Genomic DNA, 17,779 nt, shown 5'->3' with positions numbered 1-17,779 from the left:
CCGTCGACCGCGCCCGCCCGGGCCCCGTCCGAGGAGCAGTGCCATGCTCAACACCGCCTTCCGCCCCGGCTCCCCGGACTGGCTCGACCTGGGCAGCCCCGACACCCGGGCCTCCGTCGACTTCTACACCGCACTGTTCGGCTGGACATTCGACTCGGCGGGCCCCGAGGCCGGCGGCTACGGCTTCTTCCAGCTCGGCGGCCGGACGGTCGCCGCCCTCGGCCCGCTCACCGAGGAGGGCGCACTGCCCGCCTGGACGCTCTACTTCGCCACCCTCGACGCCGACCGCACCACCGAACTGGTCGAAGAGGTCGGCGGCCGGGTCCGGTTCGCCCCCTTCGACGTCTTCACCGCGGGCCGGATGGCCGGCTACACCGACCCCACCGGCGCCGAGTTCGCCGTCTGGCAACCGCACGACACCCGCGGCCTGGACCTGGTCAACGAGGAAGGCAGCCTCTGCTGGGCCGAGTGCTACAGCGTCGACGCCGAACGCGCCAAGTCCTTCTACCGCAGCGTCTTCGGCTGGCAGGAACAGGACGTCCCGCTCGAAGGCTCGCTCTACACCGTCCTCACCCCGGCCGGCGGCGGCACCGACGACGCCCACGGCGGCATCATGCAACTCGGCCCCGAACAGACCGCCGCCGGCACCAGCTCGCACTGGCTCCCGTACTTCGAGGTCCCCAACGTCGACGCCTCCCTCGCCATCGCCACCAACCTCGGCGCCACCGTGCGGATCCCGGCCATGGACGTGCACGGCGTCGGCCGCCTCGGCCAGCTGACCGACCCGCACGGGGCCGTCTTCGCCGTCATCACCAGCTCCAGGCCCGAGGAGTGACACCGGATCAGCCCTTCAGCCTTCAGGGGCCTCAGAAGGGCCCTGAAGGGGCGCTACGGGCGTAGACAGGTGGGAGGCGTGGGAGCAGCGACCTGTCTTCGCTGATCATGCGCCACACGGCTGCCCTGGGCGTCCTGCGATTCCCTGGCTCGCGGCCCGGAAAGGGTCCGGAAATGCGAAGAACCCCCATCCGGGATCCGGATGGGGGTTCTTCAGAAGAATTGTTCGGCGGCGTCCTACTCTCCCACAGGGTCCCCCCTGCAGTACCATCGGCGCTGTGAGGCTTAGCTTCCGGGTTCGGAATGTAACCGGGCGTTTCCCTCACGCTATGACCACCGAAACACTATGAAACTATCGACCCGCCGACAGGGCGGTCGTTGTTTCAGAACAACACAGTGGACGCGAGCAACTGAGGACAAGCCCTCGGCCTATTAGTACCGGTCAACTCCACCCCTCACAGGGCTTCCATATCCGGCCTATCAACCCAGTCGTCTACTGGGAGCCTTACCCTCTCAAGGAGGTGGGAGTGCTCATCTCGAAGCAGGCTTCCCGCTTAGATGCTTTCAGCGGTTATCCCTCCCGAACGTAGCCAACCAGCCATGCCCTTGGCAGGACAACTGGCACACCAGAGGTTCGTCCGTCCCGGTCCTCTCGTACTAGGGACAGCCCTTCTCAACACTCCTACGCGCACAGCGGATAGGGACCGAACTGTCTCACGACGTTCTAAACCCAGCTCGCGTACCGCTTTAATGGGCGAACAGCCCAACCCTTGGGACCTACTCCAGCCCCAGGATGCGACGAGCCGACATCGAGGTGCCAAACCATCCCGTCGATATGGACTCTTGGGGAAGATCAGCCTGTTATCCCCGGGGTACCTTTTATCCGTTGAGCGACGGCGCTTCCACAAGCCACCGCCGGATCACTAGTCCCTACTTTCGTACCTGCTCGACCCGTCAGTCTCACAGTCAAGCTCCCTTGTGCACTTACACTCAACACCTGATTGCCAACCAGGCTGAGGGAACCTTTGGGCGCCTCCGTTACCCTTTAGGAGGCAACCGCCCCAGTTAAACTACCCACCAGACACTGTCCCTGATCCGGATCACGGACCCAGGTTAGACATCCAGCACGACCAGAGTGGTATTTCAACGACGACTCCACAACAACTGGCGTTGCCGCTTCAAAGTCTCCCACCTATCCTACACAAGCCGAACCGAACACCAATATCAAGCTATAGTAAAGGTCCCGGGGTCTTTCCGTCCTGCTGCGCGAAACGAGCATCTTTACTCGTAATGCAATTTCACCGGGCCTATGGTTGAGACAGTCGAGAAGTCGTTACGCCATTCGTGCAGGTCGGAACTTACCCGACAAGGAATTTCGCTACCTTAGGATGGTTATAGTTACCACCGCCGTTTACTGGCGCTTAAGTTCTCAGCTTCGCCTGGACGAATCCAAGCTAACCGGTCCCCTTAACGTTCCAGCACCGGGCAGGCGTCAGTCCGTATACATCGCCTTACGGCTTCGCACGGACCTGTGTTTTTAGTAAACAGTCGCTTCTCGCTGGTCTCTGCGGCCACCCCCAGCTCAAGGCGCAAGGCCCGTCACCAGGAATGGCCCCCCTTCTCCCGAAGTTACGGGGGCATTTTGCCGAGTTCCTTAACCATAGTTCACCCGAACGCCTCGGTATTCTCTACCTGACCACCTGAGTCGGTTTGGGGTACGGGCCGCCATGAAACTCGCTAGAGGCTTTTCTCGACAGCATAGGATCATCCACTTCACCACAATCGGCTCGGCATCAGGTCTCAGCCTTAATGTGAGGCGGATTTGCCTACCTCACGGCCTACACCCTTACCCCGGGACAACCACCGCCCGGGCTGGACTACCTTCCTGCGTCACCCCATCGCTCACCTACTACCCCGTTGGGTCACCGGCTCCACCACGTCCCTTTGTCCGAAGACTCCGGGCCGGCTTCACGGGCTTAGCATCAAGAGGTTCAGCGTTGGCGCTTCAAAGCGGGTACGGGAATATCAACCCGTTGTCCATCGACTACGCCTGTCGGCCTCGCCTTAGGTCCCGACTTACCCTGGGCAGATCAGCTTGACCCAGGAACCCTTGGTCAATCGGCGCAAGAGTTTCCCACTCTTGTATCGCTACTCATGCCTGCATTCTCACTCGTATACCGTCCACGACTGGTTTCCACCGCCGCTTCACCCGGCACACGACGCTCCCCTACCCATCACAGCCTCCGTTGGGAGTATTGCTGCAATGACACGACTTCGGTGATGTGCTTGAGCCCCGCTACATTGTCGGCGCGGAATCACTTGACCAGTGAGCTATTACGCACTCTTTCAAGGGTGGCTGCTTCTAAGCCAACCTCCTGGTTGTCTCTGCGACTCCACATCCTTTCCCACTTAGCACACGCTTAGGGACCTTAGTCGGTGTTCTGGGCTGTTTCCCTCTCGACCATGGAGCTTATCCCCCACAGTCTCACTGCCACGCTCTCACTTACCGGCATTCGGAGTTTGGCTAAGGTCAGTAACCCGGTAAGGCCCATCGCCTATCCAGTGCTCTACCTCCGGCAAGAAACACGTGACGCTGCACCTAAATGCATTTCGGGGAGAACCAGCTATCACGGAGTTTGATTGGCCTTTCACCCCTAACCACAGGTCATCCCCCAGGTTTTCAACCCTGGTGGGTTCGGTCCTCCACACGGTCTTACCCGCGCTTCAACCTGCCCATGGCTAGATCACTCCGCTTCGGGTCTTGGGCATGCAACTCAAACGCCCTATTCGGACTCGCTTTCGCTACGGCTACCCCACACGGGTTAACCTCGCTACACACCGCAAACTCGCAGGCTCATTCTTCAAAAGGCACGCAGTCACGGCCCACCAGCAAGCTGATGAACGACGCTCCCACGGCTTGTAGGCACACGGTTTCAGGTACTATTTCACTCCGCTCCCGCGGTACTTTTCACCATTCCCTCACGGTACTATCCGCTATCGGTCACCAGGGAATATTTAGGCTTAGCGGGTGGTCCCGCCAGATTCACACGGGATTTCTCGGGCCCCGTGCTACTTGGGAGATGAGCAAGCAAGCCGTACAGATTTCGTCTACGGGGGTCTTACCCTCTACGCCGGACCTTTCGCATGTCCTTCGACTACCCATACGGTTTCTGACTCGCCCAGCCGCCGGCAGACGACTGAAGCTCATTCCCACAACCCCGCAATGGCAACCCCTGCCGGGTCTCACACCAAAACGGTTTAGCCTCATCCAGTTTCGCTCGCCACTACTCCCGGAATCACGGTTGTTTTCTCTTCCTGCGGGTACTGAGATGTTTCACTTCCCCGCGTTCCCTCCACACTGCCTATGTGTTCAGCAGCGGGTGACAGCCCATGACGACTGCCGGGTTTCCCCATTCGGAAACCCCCGGATCAAAGCCTGGTTGACGGCTCCCCGGGGACTATCGTGGCCTCCCACGTCCTTCATCGGTTCCTGGTGCCAAGGCATCCACCGTGCGCCCTTAAAAACTTGGCCACAGATGCTCGCGTCCACTGTGCAGTTCTCAAACAACGACCAGTCACACACCCTCAATGATCCGAAGACCACCTCAAGTGAGGCCGGCAACCACTGAGACAACGGTTACCCGTTCCCTCAGGACCCAACAACGTGCCCGACACACCCAGACCATGAATCTCTTCCACGCCGAAGCAGTACTAGGAAACATCGTCTGAACTGTGCCGAATAGTCAACGTTCCACCCATGAGCGAGCACTCCGGGACATTCGCCCGAAGCTGCTATGTGCTCCTTAGAAAGGAGGTGATCCAGCCGCACCTTCCGGTACGGCTACCTTGTTACGACTTCGTCCCAATCGCTGGTCCCACCTTCGACGGCTCCTCCCCTTACGGGTTAGGCCACCGGCTTCGGGTGTTACCGACTTTCGTGACGTGACGGGCGGTGTGTACAAGGCCCGGGAACGTATTCACCGCAGCATGCTGATCTGCGATTACTAGCAACTCCAACTTCATGGGGTCGAGTTGCAGACCCCAATCCGAACTGAGGCCGGCTTTTTGGGATTCGCTCCGCCTCACGGCATCGCAGCCCTTTGTACCGACCATTGTAGCACGTGTGCAGCCCAAGACATAAGGGGCATGATGATTTGACGTCGTCCCCACCTTCCTCCGAGTTGACCCCGGCAGTCTCCTGTGAGTCCCCATCACCCCGAAAGGCATGCTGGCAACACAGAACAAGGGTTGCGCTCGTTGCGGGACTTAACCCAACATCTCACGACACGAGCTGACGACAACCATGCACCACCTGTATACCGACCACAAGGGGGCGACTATCTCTAGCCGTTTCCGATATATGTCAAGCCTTGGTAAGGTTCTTCGCGTTGCGTCGAATTAAGCCACATGCTCCGCTGCTTGTGCGGGCCCCCGTCAATTCCTTTGAGTTTTAGCCTTGCGGCCGTACTCCCCAGGCGGGGAACTTAATGCGTTAGCTGCGGCACCGACGACGTGGAATGTCGCCAACACCTAGTTCCCAACGTTTACGGCGTGGACTACCAGGGTATCTAATCCTGTTCGCTCCCCACGCTTTCGCTCCTCAGCGTCAGTAATGGCCCAGAGATCCGCCTTCGCCACCGGTGTTCCTCCTGATATCTGCGCATTTCACCGCTACACCAGGAATTCCGATCTCCCCTACCACACTCTAGCCTGCCCGTATCGAATGCAGACCCGGGGTTAAGCCCCGGGCTTTCACATCCGACGCGACAGGCCGCCTACGAGCTCTTTACGCCCAATAATTCCGGACAACGCTCGCACCCTACGTATTACCGCGGCTGCTGGCACGTAGTTAGCCGGTGCTTCTTCTGCAGGTACCGTCACTTGCGCTTCTTCCCTGCTGAAAGAGGTTTACAACCCGAAGGCCGTCATCCCTCACGCGGCGTCGCTGCATCAGGCTTGCGCCCATTGTGCAATATTCCCCACTGCTGCCTCCCGTAGGAGTCTGGGCCGTGTCTCAGTCCCAGTGTGGCCGGTCGCCCTCTCAGGCCGGCTACCCGTCGTCGCCTTGGTAGGCCATTACCCCACCAACAAGCTGATAGGCCGCGGGCTCATCCTGCACCGCCGGAGCTTTCCACCAACCCCCATGCGGAGGAAGGTCATATCCGGTATTAGACCCCGTTTCCAGGGCTTGTCCCAGAGTGCAGGGCAGATTGCCCACGTGTTACTCACCCGTTCGCCACTGATCCACCCCGAAGGGCTTCACCGTTCGACTTGCATGTGTTAAGCACGCCGCCAGCGTTCGTCCTGAGCCAGGATCAAACTCTCCGTGAATGTCTACCCGTAATCGGGCGGCACTCGCGTTGAGCGGCACGGCAACCACCGGAATAGGGTGATCCCGCGCACTGCGTCCTCGCTAGTGTTACTTCAAAAGGAATCTCCAACCCCGATCAGAATGACCGAGGCCGGGGATGTCAACATATCTGGCGTTGACTTTTGGCACGCTGTTGAGTTCTCAAGGAACGGACGCTTCCTTCGGACCGCCTTCCAGCGGACCCTCCGGGCTTCGTTCATTCGTGTTTCCAGCTTATCAGACGTTTTCCGCCCCGTTTTCCGGAGCTTCATTCATCGGATTCGCTTTCCGCTTGCCACCCCGGTCTCCCGCGGCGACTCCGGAACTGTACGGGGACCGACCCGCCCCATGCAAATCGCCCCTGCCCGGGCTCCCGGGCAGGGGCGATCTGGGGCGATCGGGAGCCGATCAGCGGACCTCGGTGATCTCCGGGCCGCGGGCGAACGGGTCGAGCGAGGTGCCACCGAAGCGGTTGTCGCCCTCGCCGGCGCCGGCGGCTGCCCCGCCACCGTCGGCCACCATCTGCGCGTCCTCGGGGAGCTTCAGCACGATCGGGTCGCGGGGGGCCATCGGGGCCTCGCCGCGGACGACGACCGTCTGACGGAAGACCTGCTCCAGGATCCCGGCCATCTCGGGCTGCACCGCAGCCTGGCCCGAGATCACGCCGCGCAGGAACCAGCGCGGGCCGTCGCAGCCGACGAACCGCACCAGCTGGACACCCTGGGTGCCGTCCGGCAGCTGCACCGGGACCTGGGCACGGAGGTGCCAGCCGAGCGGGCCCTCCTCCTCCTCGATGAGGCCGCCCTGCGAGGTGATGCCGTTGGCGATCTCCTCCCGGACCTCCCCCCAGATGCCCTCCGACTTCGGGGCCGCGAAGGCCTGGAGCTGGATGGCGCTGTTCCCGAGCACGAGGGTTGCCGCCACGATCGCGTCACCGGCGACCTCGACACGGAGCTCCATGCCCTCGACACCGGGGACCAGCAGACCCCCGAGGTCGACTCGTCCCTCCTCGGGGTTCTCGAGCTCGGAGTGGTCCCAGGGACCGTCCGGCCGCGGGGCCGGCGGCAGGCCGACCCGGTCGGCCGGGTCCAGCTCGGTCACGTTCTCGCTCTCGGCGGAACCTTCGACGTCATCGGCCGTCTCGTCGGCGCTGATGGCGTCGTCGGCGAGCTGCTCGACAGCGTCCTCGCTCTTCTGGCGACGACGGAACACGGTCACTGTCCTTCCCGGTCCAAGACCGATGCGAATACCTGCTCGGCTTCCTGCGAGGCCGCGGGAATGCTAGACCGCGGCATGGCCGCCGGTCGACCCGAACCCGCCCTCGGCGCGTGCCGACCCAGGCAGCTCCTCCACCTCGTGGAAGCGGGCCTTCTCGACCTGCTGGATCACCAGCTGGGCGATTCGGTCCCCTCGGCGGAAGCTGACCCCCTCGCGCGGGTCCAGATTGACGACGATCACCTTGATCTCTCCACGGTACCCGGCATCGACCGTCCCCGGGGCGTTCACGAGAGCAACTCCGCAACGAGCTGCGAGCCCGGAGCGCGCGTGGACGAAGGCCGCGTAGCCGTCCGGGAGCGCGATGGCGACGCCGGTGGGGAGCACCGCCCGCTCACCGGGGGCCAGGTCGGCGTCGACGGTGGTGCGCAGGTCGGCGCCGGCGTCCCCGGGCTGCGCGTAGGCGGGCAGCGGCAGCTCGGGGTCGATGCGCTTGATCAGGACGTCCAGCTGCGGGCGGGGGGTCTCGCTCACTAGGGGTTCACCTCAAAGGCTCGTGCGCGCTTCATCAGATCCGGGTCGTCGAGGACCTTCTCGATGTCCTCGGGACGACCGTGCGTGGTGAAGTGTTCCAGCTTCACCTGGATGAAGAGGGCCTGCGCCCGCACGGCGACCGGCCCGTCCGGGCCGCCGATCCGCGCCTCGGCGGCGCTGTAGATCTTGCGGCCGTGCACGCCGGTGACCCAGGCGCGCAGGTGCAGCACCGAGTCGACGGGCACCGGGCAGAGGAAGTCGGTCTCCAGCCGGCCCGTCACGGCGGGGGCGTGCAGCAGCCAGTTGAGGGTTCCCAGGGTCTCGTCCATCGCCGTCGTCAGCAGGCCGCCGTGGGCCAGGCCGGGGCCGCCCTGGTGGACGTCCCGGACGGTGAACTCGGCCGTGACGTCGAGCCCTTCGCCGGCGATCGCGTCGATCTGCAGGCCGCCGGGGTGCTGCGGGCCGCAGCCGAAGCAGTGCTCGTAGTGGGAACCGAGCCGGGTGCCGGGGGCCGGCGCCTCGGGGGCGCGGGGCGGCATGACGGCGTCCGGGGGCGGGGTCGTCGGGGTCGGCGGCATCGTGGGCGCCGGCCGGTCGGTGGGGGTGCTGGGGGCAGTCGTACCGGTCACGGGCCCCAACCCTACCGAGGGGTAGGAAGGCCCCCGGTGGGGGTGGCGTCCGCCGGCGGGCGTCAGGGCGCCCACAATGGGGGGCATGTACGACGAACGCCTCACGGTGCCGCGCTCCTGGTGGCTGCTCCCGGTCGCGGTGGGTCTCACGCTCGCGCTGGTCCTGATCCGGGTCAGCGGCCCGGCCGCGCTGGTCGGGCTGGTGGTCGGCATCGCCGCCGGCGCGGTCGCGATCAGTAGCTACGGCTCGGCCCGGATCCGCGTGGTCCAGGGCTCGCTGGTGGCCGGGCCGGCCCGGATCCCGGTGGACGCGCTCGGTTCCGCGCACGCGCTGAGCCCCGCCGAGGCGGCGGCCTGGCGCGGCCCGAAGGCCGATCCGCGCGCCTTCATGCTGCTGCGCAGCTATGTCCCGACGGCGCTTCGGGTCGAGGTGACCGACCCGGCCGACCCGACGCCGTACCTCTACCTGTCGACCCGCTCGCCGATGAAGCTGGCGGAGGCGCTGGAGGACGCCCGGCGCGGCGCCCGCACCTGAGGACGGGCCGGGCCCGAAGGACCAGGGAGCCCGGCAGGGCCCCGAAGGACCGAGAACCCGGCAGGCCCGGGAAAACGGAGAGGGACGGTTCCGCTGCTGCGGGACCGTCCCTATGACTTTGTCCTGGCCGACGAGTCGGCCGACTCCGTCCTACCGGGCCCGTCCTGGTGGACGGCTCCCGGAACTGCCGTCCGGCCCCGCTGCCCGGGGCCGGAAGGAGCGGTGTGCCGGTCCCGCGGGAGCCGCGGGCACCGGGCCTCGTCCGCCGCGGTGCTCAGGCGCCGCAGTCCCGGCAGATCGGGTTGCCGTTCTTCTCGCTGTACAGCTGGCTGCGGTGGTGGACCAGGAAGCAGCTCATGCAGGTGAACTCGTCGGCCTGCTTCGGCAGCACCCGAACGGCGAGCTCCTCGTTCGAGAGGTCGGCGCCGGGCAGCTCCATGCCCTCGGCGGCGTCGAACTCGTCGACGTCGACGGAGCCGCCGCCCTTGTCGTTCCGACGGGCCTTGAGCTCCTCGATGCTGTCCTCGTTGAGCTCGTCGTCGGTCTTGCGTGGGGTGTCGTAGTCGGTTGCCATTTTTCGCTCTCCCCCTCCGGGTTTGTGCGGTGTGTGCGGTATCTCCAGCGCACGTAACGCATGGGGGGTCGGTCTTGTGCCCGACCCGAGGCGGAGATTTTGCCTTACTTCAAGCCCTGTTACTCAATCGACACTCAGCCGGGGGTCCATCGGGGTGATCCCCGGGGCTGCCGAAGCCCTCACGCTGGGCCATCACATACCCTCCTCAAGCCCGAAAAACCGACCACGCACAGTGAGCGCCGATGGTGCGGGCACCCACCGAATCCCTTACCCATCAGGGCTGCCGACCGATCCGACCGATCCGCTCGGGGGCAAAATCCGGTCACGGAGCGCGAGCGAGGCCTCCGAACAGATGATCACTCTCCGAGGTTGACCGAAATCGTGGAGCGACACGGTGTGAGCTTGGTCACGTTCGGAATCTTCCGGGGCAAACCACGGAAAATCCACCCACTCCGACCGCCCGCCGGAGACCTGCCGGAGACCCGTCGGAGACCTGTCGGAGACCTGCCGGAGACCCGCCGAAGCGTCCTAGCCAGCGTTGCGCCGGGCCTCCCGGCGGGCCAGCAGGGCGGCCTGGCGCTCGTCGAACTTCCGGGCCTGCGCGTCCAGGCCGTCCAGGAAGACGCCCAGCTCGTTCTGCGCCAGCACCCCCTCCGGCCCGAGGCCGCCGATCTCCATCACCTTGAGGTTGCGCAGCACCGGCTGCAGCACGTCGTCGTGGTGGATGCGGAGGTTGTACACCCCGCCGATGGCGATCTGCGCGGCGGCGCGCTCGAAGCCGGGAATGCCGTGGCCGGGCATGCGGAAGGCGGTGACCACGTCGGCGATGGCGCGCATGGCCTGGTCGGGGGCGATCTCCAGGGCGGCCTTCAGCAGGTTCCGGTAGAAGACCATGTGCAGGTTCTCGTCGTTGGCGATCTTCGTCAGCAGCTGCTCGCAGAGCGGGTCGCCGGCGTACTTGCCGGTGTTGCGGTGCGCGATGCGGGTGGCGAGCTCCTGGAAGGACACGTACGCGACCGAGTGCAGCATGCTGTGCGCGTTGTCGGATTCGAAGCCCTCCGACATGTGGCTCATCCGGGCCCGCTCCAGCTCCACCGGGTCGACGGCCCGGGTGGCGAGCAGGTAGTCGCGGATGGCTATGCCGTGGCGGCCCTCCTCGGCCGTCCAGCGGTGCACCCAGGTGCCCCAGGCGCCCTCGCGGCCGAACATGCTCGCGATCTCGTGGTGGTAGCTGGGGAGGTTGTCCTCGGTCAGCAGGTTCACCACCAGCGACACCCGGCCCAGCGCGGTCACCTGGGACTGCTCCAGCGACCAGGCCTCGCCGCCCAGGACGCCGTCGAAGTCGCGGCCCTGGCTCCACGGGACGAACTCGTGCGGCATCCACTCCTTGGCCACGCCCAGGTGGCGGTTGAGCTCCTTCTCCACGACCTCTTCGAGGGCCAGGATGAGCCGCGCGTCGGTCCAGCCGCTCGATCCGAGCGAGGTGCTGCTCTGCACAGGGGCGATGGTCACGGTCTTGCTCCCGGGGGACGGCACGCGCAGGGACGGGCGCGTTGGGCGGGCACACGCCGTACGGACCCCGTCGGCGGGCGCGCCGACGGACTCACTTACGGTTGCGTAGGTTACGACACCGTAAGTTGCCCGGACCGGAAAAGACAAGCCGCCCCCGCCAGGCCTTATGTCGTCTTGACAGGCCTGACGGGGGCGGCTGTGAACGGTCGTTTACGGAACGGGGCGGTCAGCCCTGCGGCGAGGGCAGGTCAGCCCCCCGCGGCGGGGCCGGGGACGCCCCCGCGCCGAGGGCTGGAGGGGCCGCTACGGCGAGGGGATGCGGACCCGCATGGTGAGCCCCCCACCGGCGCGCGGGGTGGCCTCGATGGTGCCGCCGTGGGCGCGCACCACCGAGCGGACGATCGACAGGCCGAGGCCGACCCCCTTGTCGCTGCGGGTGCGATCGGCGCCCTTGATCCGGCGGAACGGCTCGAAGATGTGCTCCAGCTCGTAGCCGGGCACCACCGGCCCGGTGTTGGAGACCACCAGCTCGCCGCCGCCCGGCACCGCGGCGGTGGCCAGCTCGACCCAGCCGCCGGCGGTGTTGTACCGGACGGCGTTCTGCAGCAGGTTGAGCGCCAGCCGCTCCAGCAGCACGCCGTTGCCCGCGACCACCGCCGGATCGAGCTTCGAGCGCAGCTCGACCTCGCGCTTCTCCGCCTCGGCCCGGGTCTGCTCCAGGGCCCGGGTGGCCACCTCGGACAGTTCGACCGGACGCCGGTCGGTCAGCTCGTTCTCGCTGCGGGCGAGCAGCAGCAGGCCCTCGACCAGCTGCTCGCTGCGCTCGTTGGTGGCCAGCAAGGTCTTTCCCAGCTGCTGGAGGTCGGTCGAGGCGGCCGGATCGGAGAGCTGGACCTCCAGCAGGGTGCGGTTGATCGCCAGCGGGGTGCGCAGCTCGTGCGAGGCGTTGGCGACGAAGCGGCGCTGGGAGTCGAAGGAGCGGTCCAGCCGGTCCAGCATGTCGTCGAAGGTGTCGGCGAGCTCCTTGAGCTCGTCGTCCGGCCCGTCCAGCTCGATCCGCCGGTGCAGGTCGGAGGAGGCCACGTCGCGGGCGGTGCGGGTGATCCGGCCGAGCGGGCGCAGCACCCGGCCCGCCATCGCGTAGCCGGCCGCGAAGGCGATCACGGCGAGGCAGACCAGCATCGTGAGCGACTTGCGCAGCAGGGTGTTGAGCGCGGAGTCGGAGCGCGAGAGGTAGTCGGCGGCCTGCAGGTCGTTGAACTGCGAGCTGTCCATCGCGGTGCTGGTCCCGTTGGGGCCGCTGACCTGGACGAAGTTGCCGTTGAAGTTGAACTTGCGCGGCTGCAGGTAGGAGACGGCGTCCTGGAAGAACACGTACATCAGCAGCAGCAGCACCACGCCGGCCATCAGGAACATCCCGCCGTAGAGCAGGGTGAGCCGCATCCGGATGGTGGGGCGGAAGGGCAGCCAGGCGAGTACGCCGTCGCCGGGGACGTACCGTCCGTTCCGGGGGGCGATCGGGGGGTGGACGGGCTTGGGCGGTACGGCGCGCGGGCCGCCGGCGGGCGCGCCGGAGGGCCCGCCGGCCGGGGGCGGGGTGGTCATGATCGTCCTCTCGGGGCGTCCGCCGGGGCGGGCGCGGGGTGGGGGAATCCCTGGGGGGCGGGCCCCTCTTCGGATGGGGAATCCGTGGCGGATTCCGGTGGTCAGATGCGGTAGCCGGAGCCCGGCACGGTGACGATCACCGGCGGGTCGCCGAGCTTGCGGCGCAGCGTCATCACGGTGACGCGCACGACGTTGGTGAAGGGGTCGGTGTGCTCGTCCCAGGCCTTCTCCAGGAGCTGTTCGGCGGAGACGACGGCGCCGCCGGCCCGCATCAGCACCTCCAGAACGGCGAACTCCTTGGGGGCGAGCTGGACGGTGCGTCCGTCGCGGATCACCTCGCGCCGACCGGGGTCGAGCGAGATGCCGGCGCGTTCCAGCACCGGGGGCAGCGGGACGGTCGCGCGGCGGCCCAGCGCCCTTACCCGGGCGACGAGTTCGCTGAAGGCGAACGGCTTCGGAAGGTAGTCGTCCGCGCCGATCTCCAGGCCCTCGACCCGGTCGCTGATGTCGCCGGAGGCGGTCAGCATGATCACCCGGGTCGCCAGGCCCTGCTCGACCACCTTGCGGCAGACGTCGTCGCCGTGGACCAGCGGGAGGTCGCGGTCCAGGACCACCACGTCGTAGTCGTTGACCGCGATGCGCTGGAGCGCGGCCTCCCCGTCGTACACCACGTCGACGGCCATCGCCTCGCGGCGCAGGCCGGTCGCGACGGCCTCGGCAAGCAGCTGCTCGTCCTCGACGACGAGAACCCGCACGGTCGTTGTCCCTTCTCCAGGCCGGCCCCGGAAGCGGACGCACGGCTCCGACGGTGCCTCCATCCTGCCTGGTCCCGCGGTAAAGCAGCGATAAGCTGCCCCCCGGGCAAGGGCCCGGGCCCCGCGACGGTGACCGTTCGTGTCGGTACCACTCCGCTTGGACTGTGACACGGGCAACTTTCTTTCGGCGGGAGGTTTCCCGCCCACCTCCGGGGGGAGGACAGCTGCACACACCCGCGATCTGGCCCTCGGCCGATCGCACCCACCCGCCGTGCGTTCATCCGCGCCGGCCCTGGGGCTGGGACATCACCGGGAGCGGCCGAAGGGCCGTCTCCGCGCCCGACCGGAGAGCAACCACCTGCCGGCCGGGGCGCTTTCACCGGCTGGTACCTCCTCGGGGCGGAGAGCGCACGACCGTGCACGTCCGACACAGTAAGGGGGCCCGTATGGACGCCTTCAAGGCCGGAATCCTGCAGCGCATAGCCAACGCCGAGCAGGACCTGCACCGCGCGATCGAGGCCGGGGACGAGTTCCTCGCCGAGGTGGAGCAGTCCGAGCTGGACGACCTCCGCCGACTCGCCGCCGAGCACGGCGTCGACACGGTGCTGGAGCGCCACCGCACCGCTGCCTGACCCGTTCTCGGCACCACCGACCCGTCGCCGGGACTCCGGCACCAGCGGCCCTGCGGGGGCCGTGCGAAATCCCAGGCCCTGGCATCCCCCGTATGCCAGGGCTCTTCGCATGTCCGGAGCCGTTCCGGGCGGGCCGGGCCGGCGAGGGCGAGCCGGCCCACCCGGAACGGCCCGCCCGGCCCGCCCGGAACCGGTCAGTCCGCCCAGGCCCGCAGGGCGGCCAGGCGCTCCTGCAGCGGCTCGTACACGCCCGGGGCGGCGGCCACGGTGAGCTCGCGGTCCGGGCCGTGCCCGGGACGGCCGCCGACCAGGGCGCCGGCCTCGGCCGCGATCAGGCAGCCGGCCGCCCGGTCCCAGGGAGCGAGGCCGCGCTCGAAGTAACCGTCCAGCCGCCCGGCGGCGACGTCGCACAGGTCCACCGCGGCCGCCCCGCCGCGGCGGATGTCCCGCACCTCGGGCATCAGGGCCAGCAGCACCTCGGCCTGGCGCACCCGTACCGGCTGGACGTAGTTGAAGCCGGTGGCGATCAGCGCCTGGCCCCACGGCGGAGCCGGGCGGACGGAGAGCGGCCGGCCGTTCAGCCGGGCGCCGCGCCCCAGGACCGCGTGGAACAGCTCCTCGCGCGCCGGGGCGTAGACCACGCCGACGACCGCCCGGCCGTCCAGCTCGGCGGCCACGCTGACCGCCCAGGAGGGCAGCCCGTACAGGTAGTTGACCGTGCCGTCGAGCGGGTCCACGACCCAGCGCACCCCGCTGCTGCCGGGCCGTTCGGCGCCCTCCTCGCCGAGGTAGCCGTCGGTCGGGCGGCGGTCGGTGATCAGCTCCAGGACGAGCTTCTCGGAGGCGAGGTCCATCTCGGTGACCACGTCGACCGGGCTGCTCTTGGTGCCGGCCACACCGAGGTCGGCGGGGCGGCCGTCGCGCAGCAGCGCGCCGGCCTGCCGGGCCGCGTCCAGGGCGACGTCCAGCAGGTCGTCGAGGAGCCGGTCGTCGGGCAGGGCGGGGGTGGGCACGGGTCTCTCCTCCGGAAGGGGTCAGCGCTCGTGAAGGGGTCAGCGCTCGGCGACGGCCGGGCGCGGGGCGCGGGGGTTGGGGCAGCAGGCCACCGCGCACACGTCGTGGCTCGGGCCGAGCGTGCCCAGGGCGCAGCGGGTCACGCCCTCGCCGCGCTCGGTGGCGGCCCGCTCCAGCACCAGCTCGCGCACGGCGGCGGCGAACCGGGGGTCGGCGCCGACGGTGGCGGCGCGGGCCACCGGCAGTCCGAGCTCGGCGGCCTTGGCGACGGCCTCGGTGTCGAGGTCGTACTTGACCTCCATGTGATCGGAGACGAAGCCGATCGGGACCATCACCACGGCGGGCGCGCCGTCGGCGTGCTGGGCCTCCAGGTGGTCGCAGATGTCCGGTTCCAGCCACGGGATGTGCGGGGCGCCGCTGCGGCTCTGGAACACCAGCTCCCAGGGCCGGTCGGCGACGCCGGTGCGCTCGGCGAGGGCGGCGGCGATCAGCCGGGCCACGTCCAGGTGCTGGGCGACGTAGGCGCCGCCCGGCCTGCCGCGGGCCGGGTCGTCCGGGGCGCCGGAGGTCTCGGCCGCGGCCTCCGGGATGGAGTGGGTGGTGAAGGCCAGCCGGGCGCCGGCCCGCACGGCCTCGGGCAGTTCGGCCAGCGCGGCCTCGGTGGCGTCGATCATCGGCTCGACGAAGCCGGGGTGGTTGTGGAAGTGCCGCAGCTTGTCGACCCGCAGGGCGGGCACGCCCTCCTCGGCGAGGGCGGCCAGCGCATCGGCCAGGTTCTCCCGGTACTGGCGGCAGCCCGAGTAGCCGGCGTAGGCGCTGGTGGCGAGCACGGCGATCCGGCGGTGGCCGTCGGCGGCCACCTCCCGCAGGGCGTCGACCAGGTAGGGCGCCCAGTTCCGGTTGCCCCAGTACACCGGCAGGTCCAGCCCGTGGTCGGCGAAGTCCTTGCGCAGCGCGGCCAGCAGCTCGCGGTTCTGCTCGTTGATCGGGCTGACCCCACCGAACAGGAAGTAGTGCTTGCCCACCTCCTTCAGCCGCTCCTTGGGGATCCCGCGGCCGCGGGTGACGTTCTCCAGGAACGGCACGACGTCCTCGGGGCCCTCGGGCCCACCGAAGGACAGGAGCAGGAGGGCGTCGTACGGGGCGGCGCCGGAGGGGGAGGGTTTGCGCGCGTCGGACATGGCACCGATCCTGCCACTGAGGGGCCGGACGCCGTCGGCGGGGCCGCGCAGGTGCCCGGAAAATACCGTTTGCCAACGTACGTAAGCTGTGTTGACCAGCCTTGTTCCTTACCCTCACGGAGACCCCCCGTGCTGTCCAGCTACCGCCGGATATTCGCCGCCCCCGGCACCCTGGCCTTCTCCTCCGCCGGGTTCATAGCCCGCCTCCCGATCTCCATGGCCGGCATCGGCATCGTGACGATGCTCTCCCAACTGACGGGGTCGTACGGGCTGGCCGGCGCCGTCTCGGCAACGATGGCGGTCGCCGCCGCGGCGCTCGGCCCGGCGGTCTCCTGGCTGGTCGACCGCCACGGGCAGCGCCGCATCGCCCTCCCGGCCACCGCGCTCACCCTCGCCGCCGCGACCGGGCTGTTGCTCTGCGCGCACTTCCACGCGCCGTCCTGGACCCTCTTCCTCTTCGCCATCGGCCTCGGCGTCATGCCCAGCGCCGGCGCCATGGTCCGCGCCCGCTGGGCCCACCTCTACCGCGACGAACCCGCCAAGCTGCACACCGCGTACTCCTTCGAGGCCGTCGTCGACGAGGTCTGCTTCATCGTCGGCCCGATCCTCGCCATCGGCCTGGCCACCAACGTCTTCCCCGAGTCCGGCGTCCTGGTGGCCATCCTCGCGCTCGCCGTCGGCATCGCCCTGTTCACCGCCCAGCGCCGCACCGAGCCGCCGGTCCACCCGGCCTCTGCCCACAGCGGCGGCAGCGCCATCCTCAACGGCGGCCTGGTCGTGCTGGTGCTCACCTTCGTCGCCACCGGCGCGATCTTCGGCTCGGTCGAGATCGTCACCGTGGCCTTCGCCGACGCCCAGGGGCACAAGGGGCTCTCCAGCGTCGTCCTGGCCGTCTGGGCGGTCGGCTCCGGCCTGGCCGGCGTCGTCTACGGAGCGCTCAAGCCCAGGAGCCCGCTGTCCACCCGTTTCTTCGTCGGCGTGGTGATGATGGCGCTCAGCATGATCCCCATCCTGCTCGTCGCCTCCACCGTGCACGGCGTCGGCGGGCTGGTCGCGGCCGGCGCCGCCCTGCTGGTCGCCGGCGTCGCCATCTCCCCTACCCTGATCTCCGCGATGGCCCTGGTCGAACGGCTCGTCCCGGCCGCGAAGCTCACCGAGGGCATGGCCTGGACCACCACCGGGCTCGCCCTCGGCGTGGCCTTCGGCTCCTCGATCGGCGGCTGGGTGGTCGACGCCTCCGGCGCCTCGGCCGGCTACTGGGTCCCGCTGACGGCCGGCGCCCTCGGGGTGGTCGTCGCGCTGACCGGGCTCGGCCGCCTGCACGCCGCGGACGCCGCGAACGAGCCCGCCGAGGCAGCCGATCGGACCGTAGACGCCGACCGGTGAACTGACTAATCTCTCGCCCTACC

Annotated in this window: 13 protein-coding genes and 3 rRNA genes; 4 read left to right on the top strand and 12 right to left on the bottom strand. The window is 68.0% G+C overall.

Annotated features, from left to right (window positions below; translation table 11 throughout):
• Positions 1 to 43 precede the first annotated feature (43 nt).
• The gene (locus BX285_RS24110) at positions 44 to 835 is read left to right on the top strand and encodes a VOC family protein (protein ID WP_121177989.1); all 792 of its coding nucleotides are present in this window, start codon (positions 44 to 46) and stop codon (positions 833 to 835) included.
• Between the two features lie 223 nt (positions 836 to 1,058).
• On the opposite strand, the gene rrf is transcribed toward BX285_RS24110, so the two are convergent.
• From rrf to BX285_RS24075, 6 genes are all read right to left on the bottom strand, one after another.
• Positions 1,059 to 1,175 (bottom strand): 5S ribosomal RNA (gene rrf / locus BX285_RS24105).
• Positions 1,176 to 1,246: 71 nt separating this feature from the next.
• A 23S ribosomal RNA gene (locus BX285_RS24100) occupies positions 1,247 to 4,366 on the bottom strand.
• Positions 4,367 to 4,641: 275 nt separating this feature from the next.
• Positions 4,642 to 6,165 (bottom strand): 16S ribosomal RNA (locus tag BX285_RS24095).
• The 16S, 23S and 5S rRNA genes sit together here, the layout of an rRNA operon.
• A 427-nt stretch (positions 6,166 to 6,592) precedes the next feature.
• Entirely contained in the window at positions 6,593 to 7,396 is an 804-nt protein-coding gene (locus BX285_RS24085) for a DUF3710 domain-containing protein (protein ID WP_097239959.1), read from the bottom strand.
• A 69-nt stretch (positions 7,397 to 7,465) separates the two neighbouring features.
• Positions 7,466 to 7,933, bottom strand: a complete 468-nt coding sequence (gene dut / locus BX285_RS24080; protein ID WP_179852738.1) for a dUTP diphosphatase — start codon at positions 7,931 to 7,933, stop codon at positions 7,466 to 7,468.
• Entirely contained in the window at positions 7,933 to 8,511 is a 579-nt protein-coding gene (locus tag BX285_RS24075; RefSeq protein WP_121178986.1) for a PaaI family thioesterase, read from the bottom strand. Before BX285_RS24075 ends, dut begins: the two co-directional genes overlap by 1 nt.
• Positions 8,512 to 8,647: 136 nt before the next feature.
• On the opposite strand from BX285_RS24075, the gene BX285_RS24070 reads away from it, so the two are divergent.
• Positions 8,648 to 9,097 (top strand): DUF3093 domain-containing protein, encoded by a 450-nt coding sequence (locus BX285_RS24070; RefSeq protein ID WP_373560472.1) that lies wholly within the window; start codon positions 8,648 to 8,650, stop codon positions 9,095 to 9,097.
• A 274-nt stretch (positions 9,098 to 9,371) separates the two neighbouring features.
• Here the strand turns inward: BX285_RS24070 and BX285_RS24065 are convergent, their stop codons facing one another.
• The 4 genes from BX285_RS24065 to BX285_RS24050 form a co-directional block, all read right to left on the bottom strand.
• Complete coding sequence (locus tag BX285_RS24065) at positions 9,372 to 9,671, bottom strand: DUF4193 domain-containing protein (protein ID WP_030057692.1); 300 nt, start codon at positions 9,669 to 9,671, stop codon at positions 9,372 to 9,374.
• A 528-nt stretch (positions 9,672 to 10,199) separates the two neighbouring features.
• Positions 10,200 to 11,183, bottom strand: a complete 984-nt coding sequence (locus BX285_RS24060) for an acyl-ACP desaturase (RefSeq protein ID WP_097235979.1) — start codon at positions 11,181 to 11,183, stop codon at positions 10,200 to 10,202.
• A 303-nt stretch (positions 11,184 to 11,486) separates the two neighbouring features.
• A complete protein-coding gene (locus BX285_RS24055) occupies positions 11,487 to 12,788 on the bottom strand; it encodes a cell wall metabolism sensor histidine kinase WalK (RefSeq protein ID WP_121177986.1) in 1,302 nt (433 codons plus the stop codon).
• Positions 12,789 to 12,889: 101 nt separating this feature from the next.
• A complete protein-coding gene (locus BX285_RS24050) occupies positions 12,890 to 13,543 on the bottom strand; it encodes a response regulator transcription factor (protein ID WP_097235981.1) in 654 nt (217 codons plus the stop codon).
• A gap of 446 nt (positions 13,544 to 13,989) precedes the next feature.
• Here BX285_RS24050 and BX285_RS24045 point away from each other — a divergent pair, with 446 nt between their 5' ends.
• Positions 13,990 to 14,175, top strand: a complete 186-nt coding sequence (locus tag BX285_RS24045) for a hypothetical protein (protein ID WP_030057688.1) — start codon at positions 13,990 to 13,992, stop codon at positions 14,173 to 14,175.
• A gap of 194 nt (positions 14,176 to 14,369) precedes the next feature.
• Here the strand turns inward: BX285_RS24045 and BX285_RS24040 are convergent, their stop codons facing one another.
• Together BX285_RS24040 and BX285_RS24035 are read right to left on the bottom strand one after the other, a co-directional pair.
• On the bottom strand, positions 14,370 to 15,188 hold the full coding sequence (locus BX285_RS24040; RefSeq protein ID WP_257032383.1) for an inositol monophosphatase family protein: 819 nt from the start codon (positions 15,186 to 15,188) through the stop codon (positions 14,370 to 14,372).
• A 39-nt stretch (positions 15,189 to 15,227) separates the two neighbouring features.
• Positions 15,228 to 16,370 carry a ferrochelatase gene (locus tag BX285_RS24035; RefSeq protein ID WP_097235982.1) on the bottom strand — a complete coding sequence of 381 codons (1,143 nt, stop codon included), beginning with the start codon at positions 16,368 to 16,370 and terminating at the stop codon, positions 15,228 to 15,230.
• Between the two features lie 129 nt (positions 16,371 to 16,499).
• Here BX285_RS24035 and BX285_RS24030 point away from each other — a divergent pair, with 129 nt between their 5' ends.
• Entirely contained in the window at positions 16,500 to 17,756 is a 1,257-nt protein-coding gene (locus BX285_RS24030) for an MFS transporter (RefSeq protein ID WP_097235983.1), read from the top strand.
• The last annotated feature ends 23 nt before the right edge of the window (positions 17,757 to 17,779 follow it).

It is taken from the genome of Streptomyces sp. 1114.5, assembly GCF_003635085.1.
GTDB lineage: Bacteria > Actinomycetota > Actinomycetes > Streptomycetales > Streptomycetaceae > Kitasatospora.
This window is presented reverse-complemented; position numbering and strand designations above follow the sequence as displayed.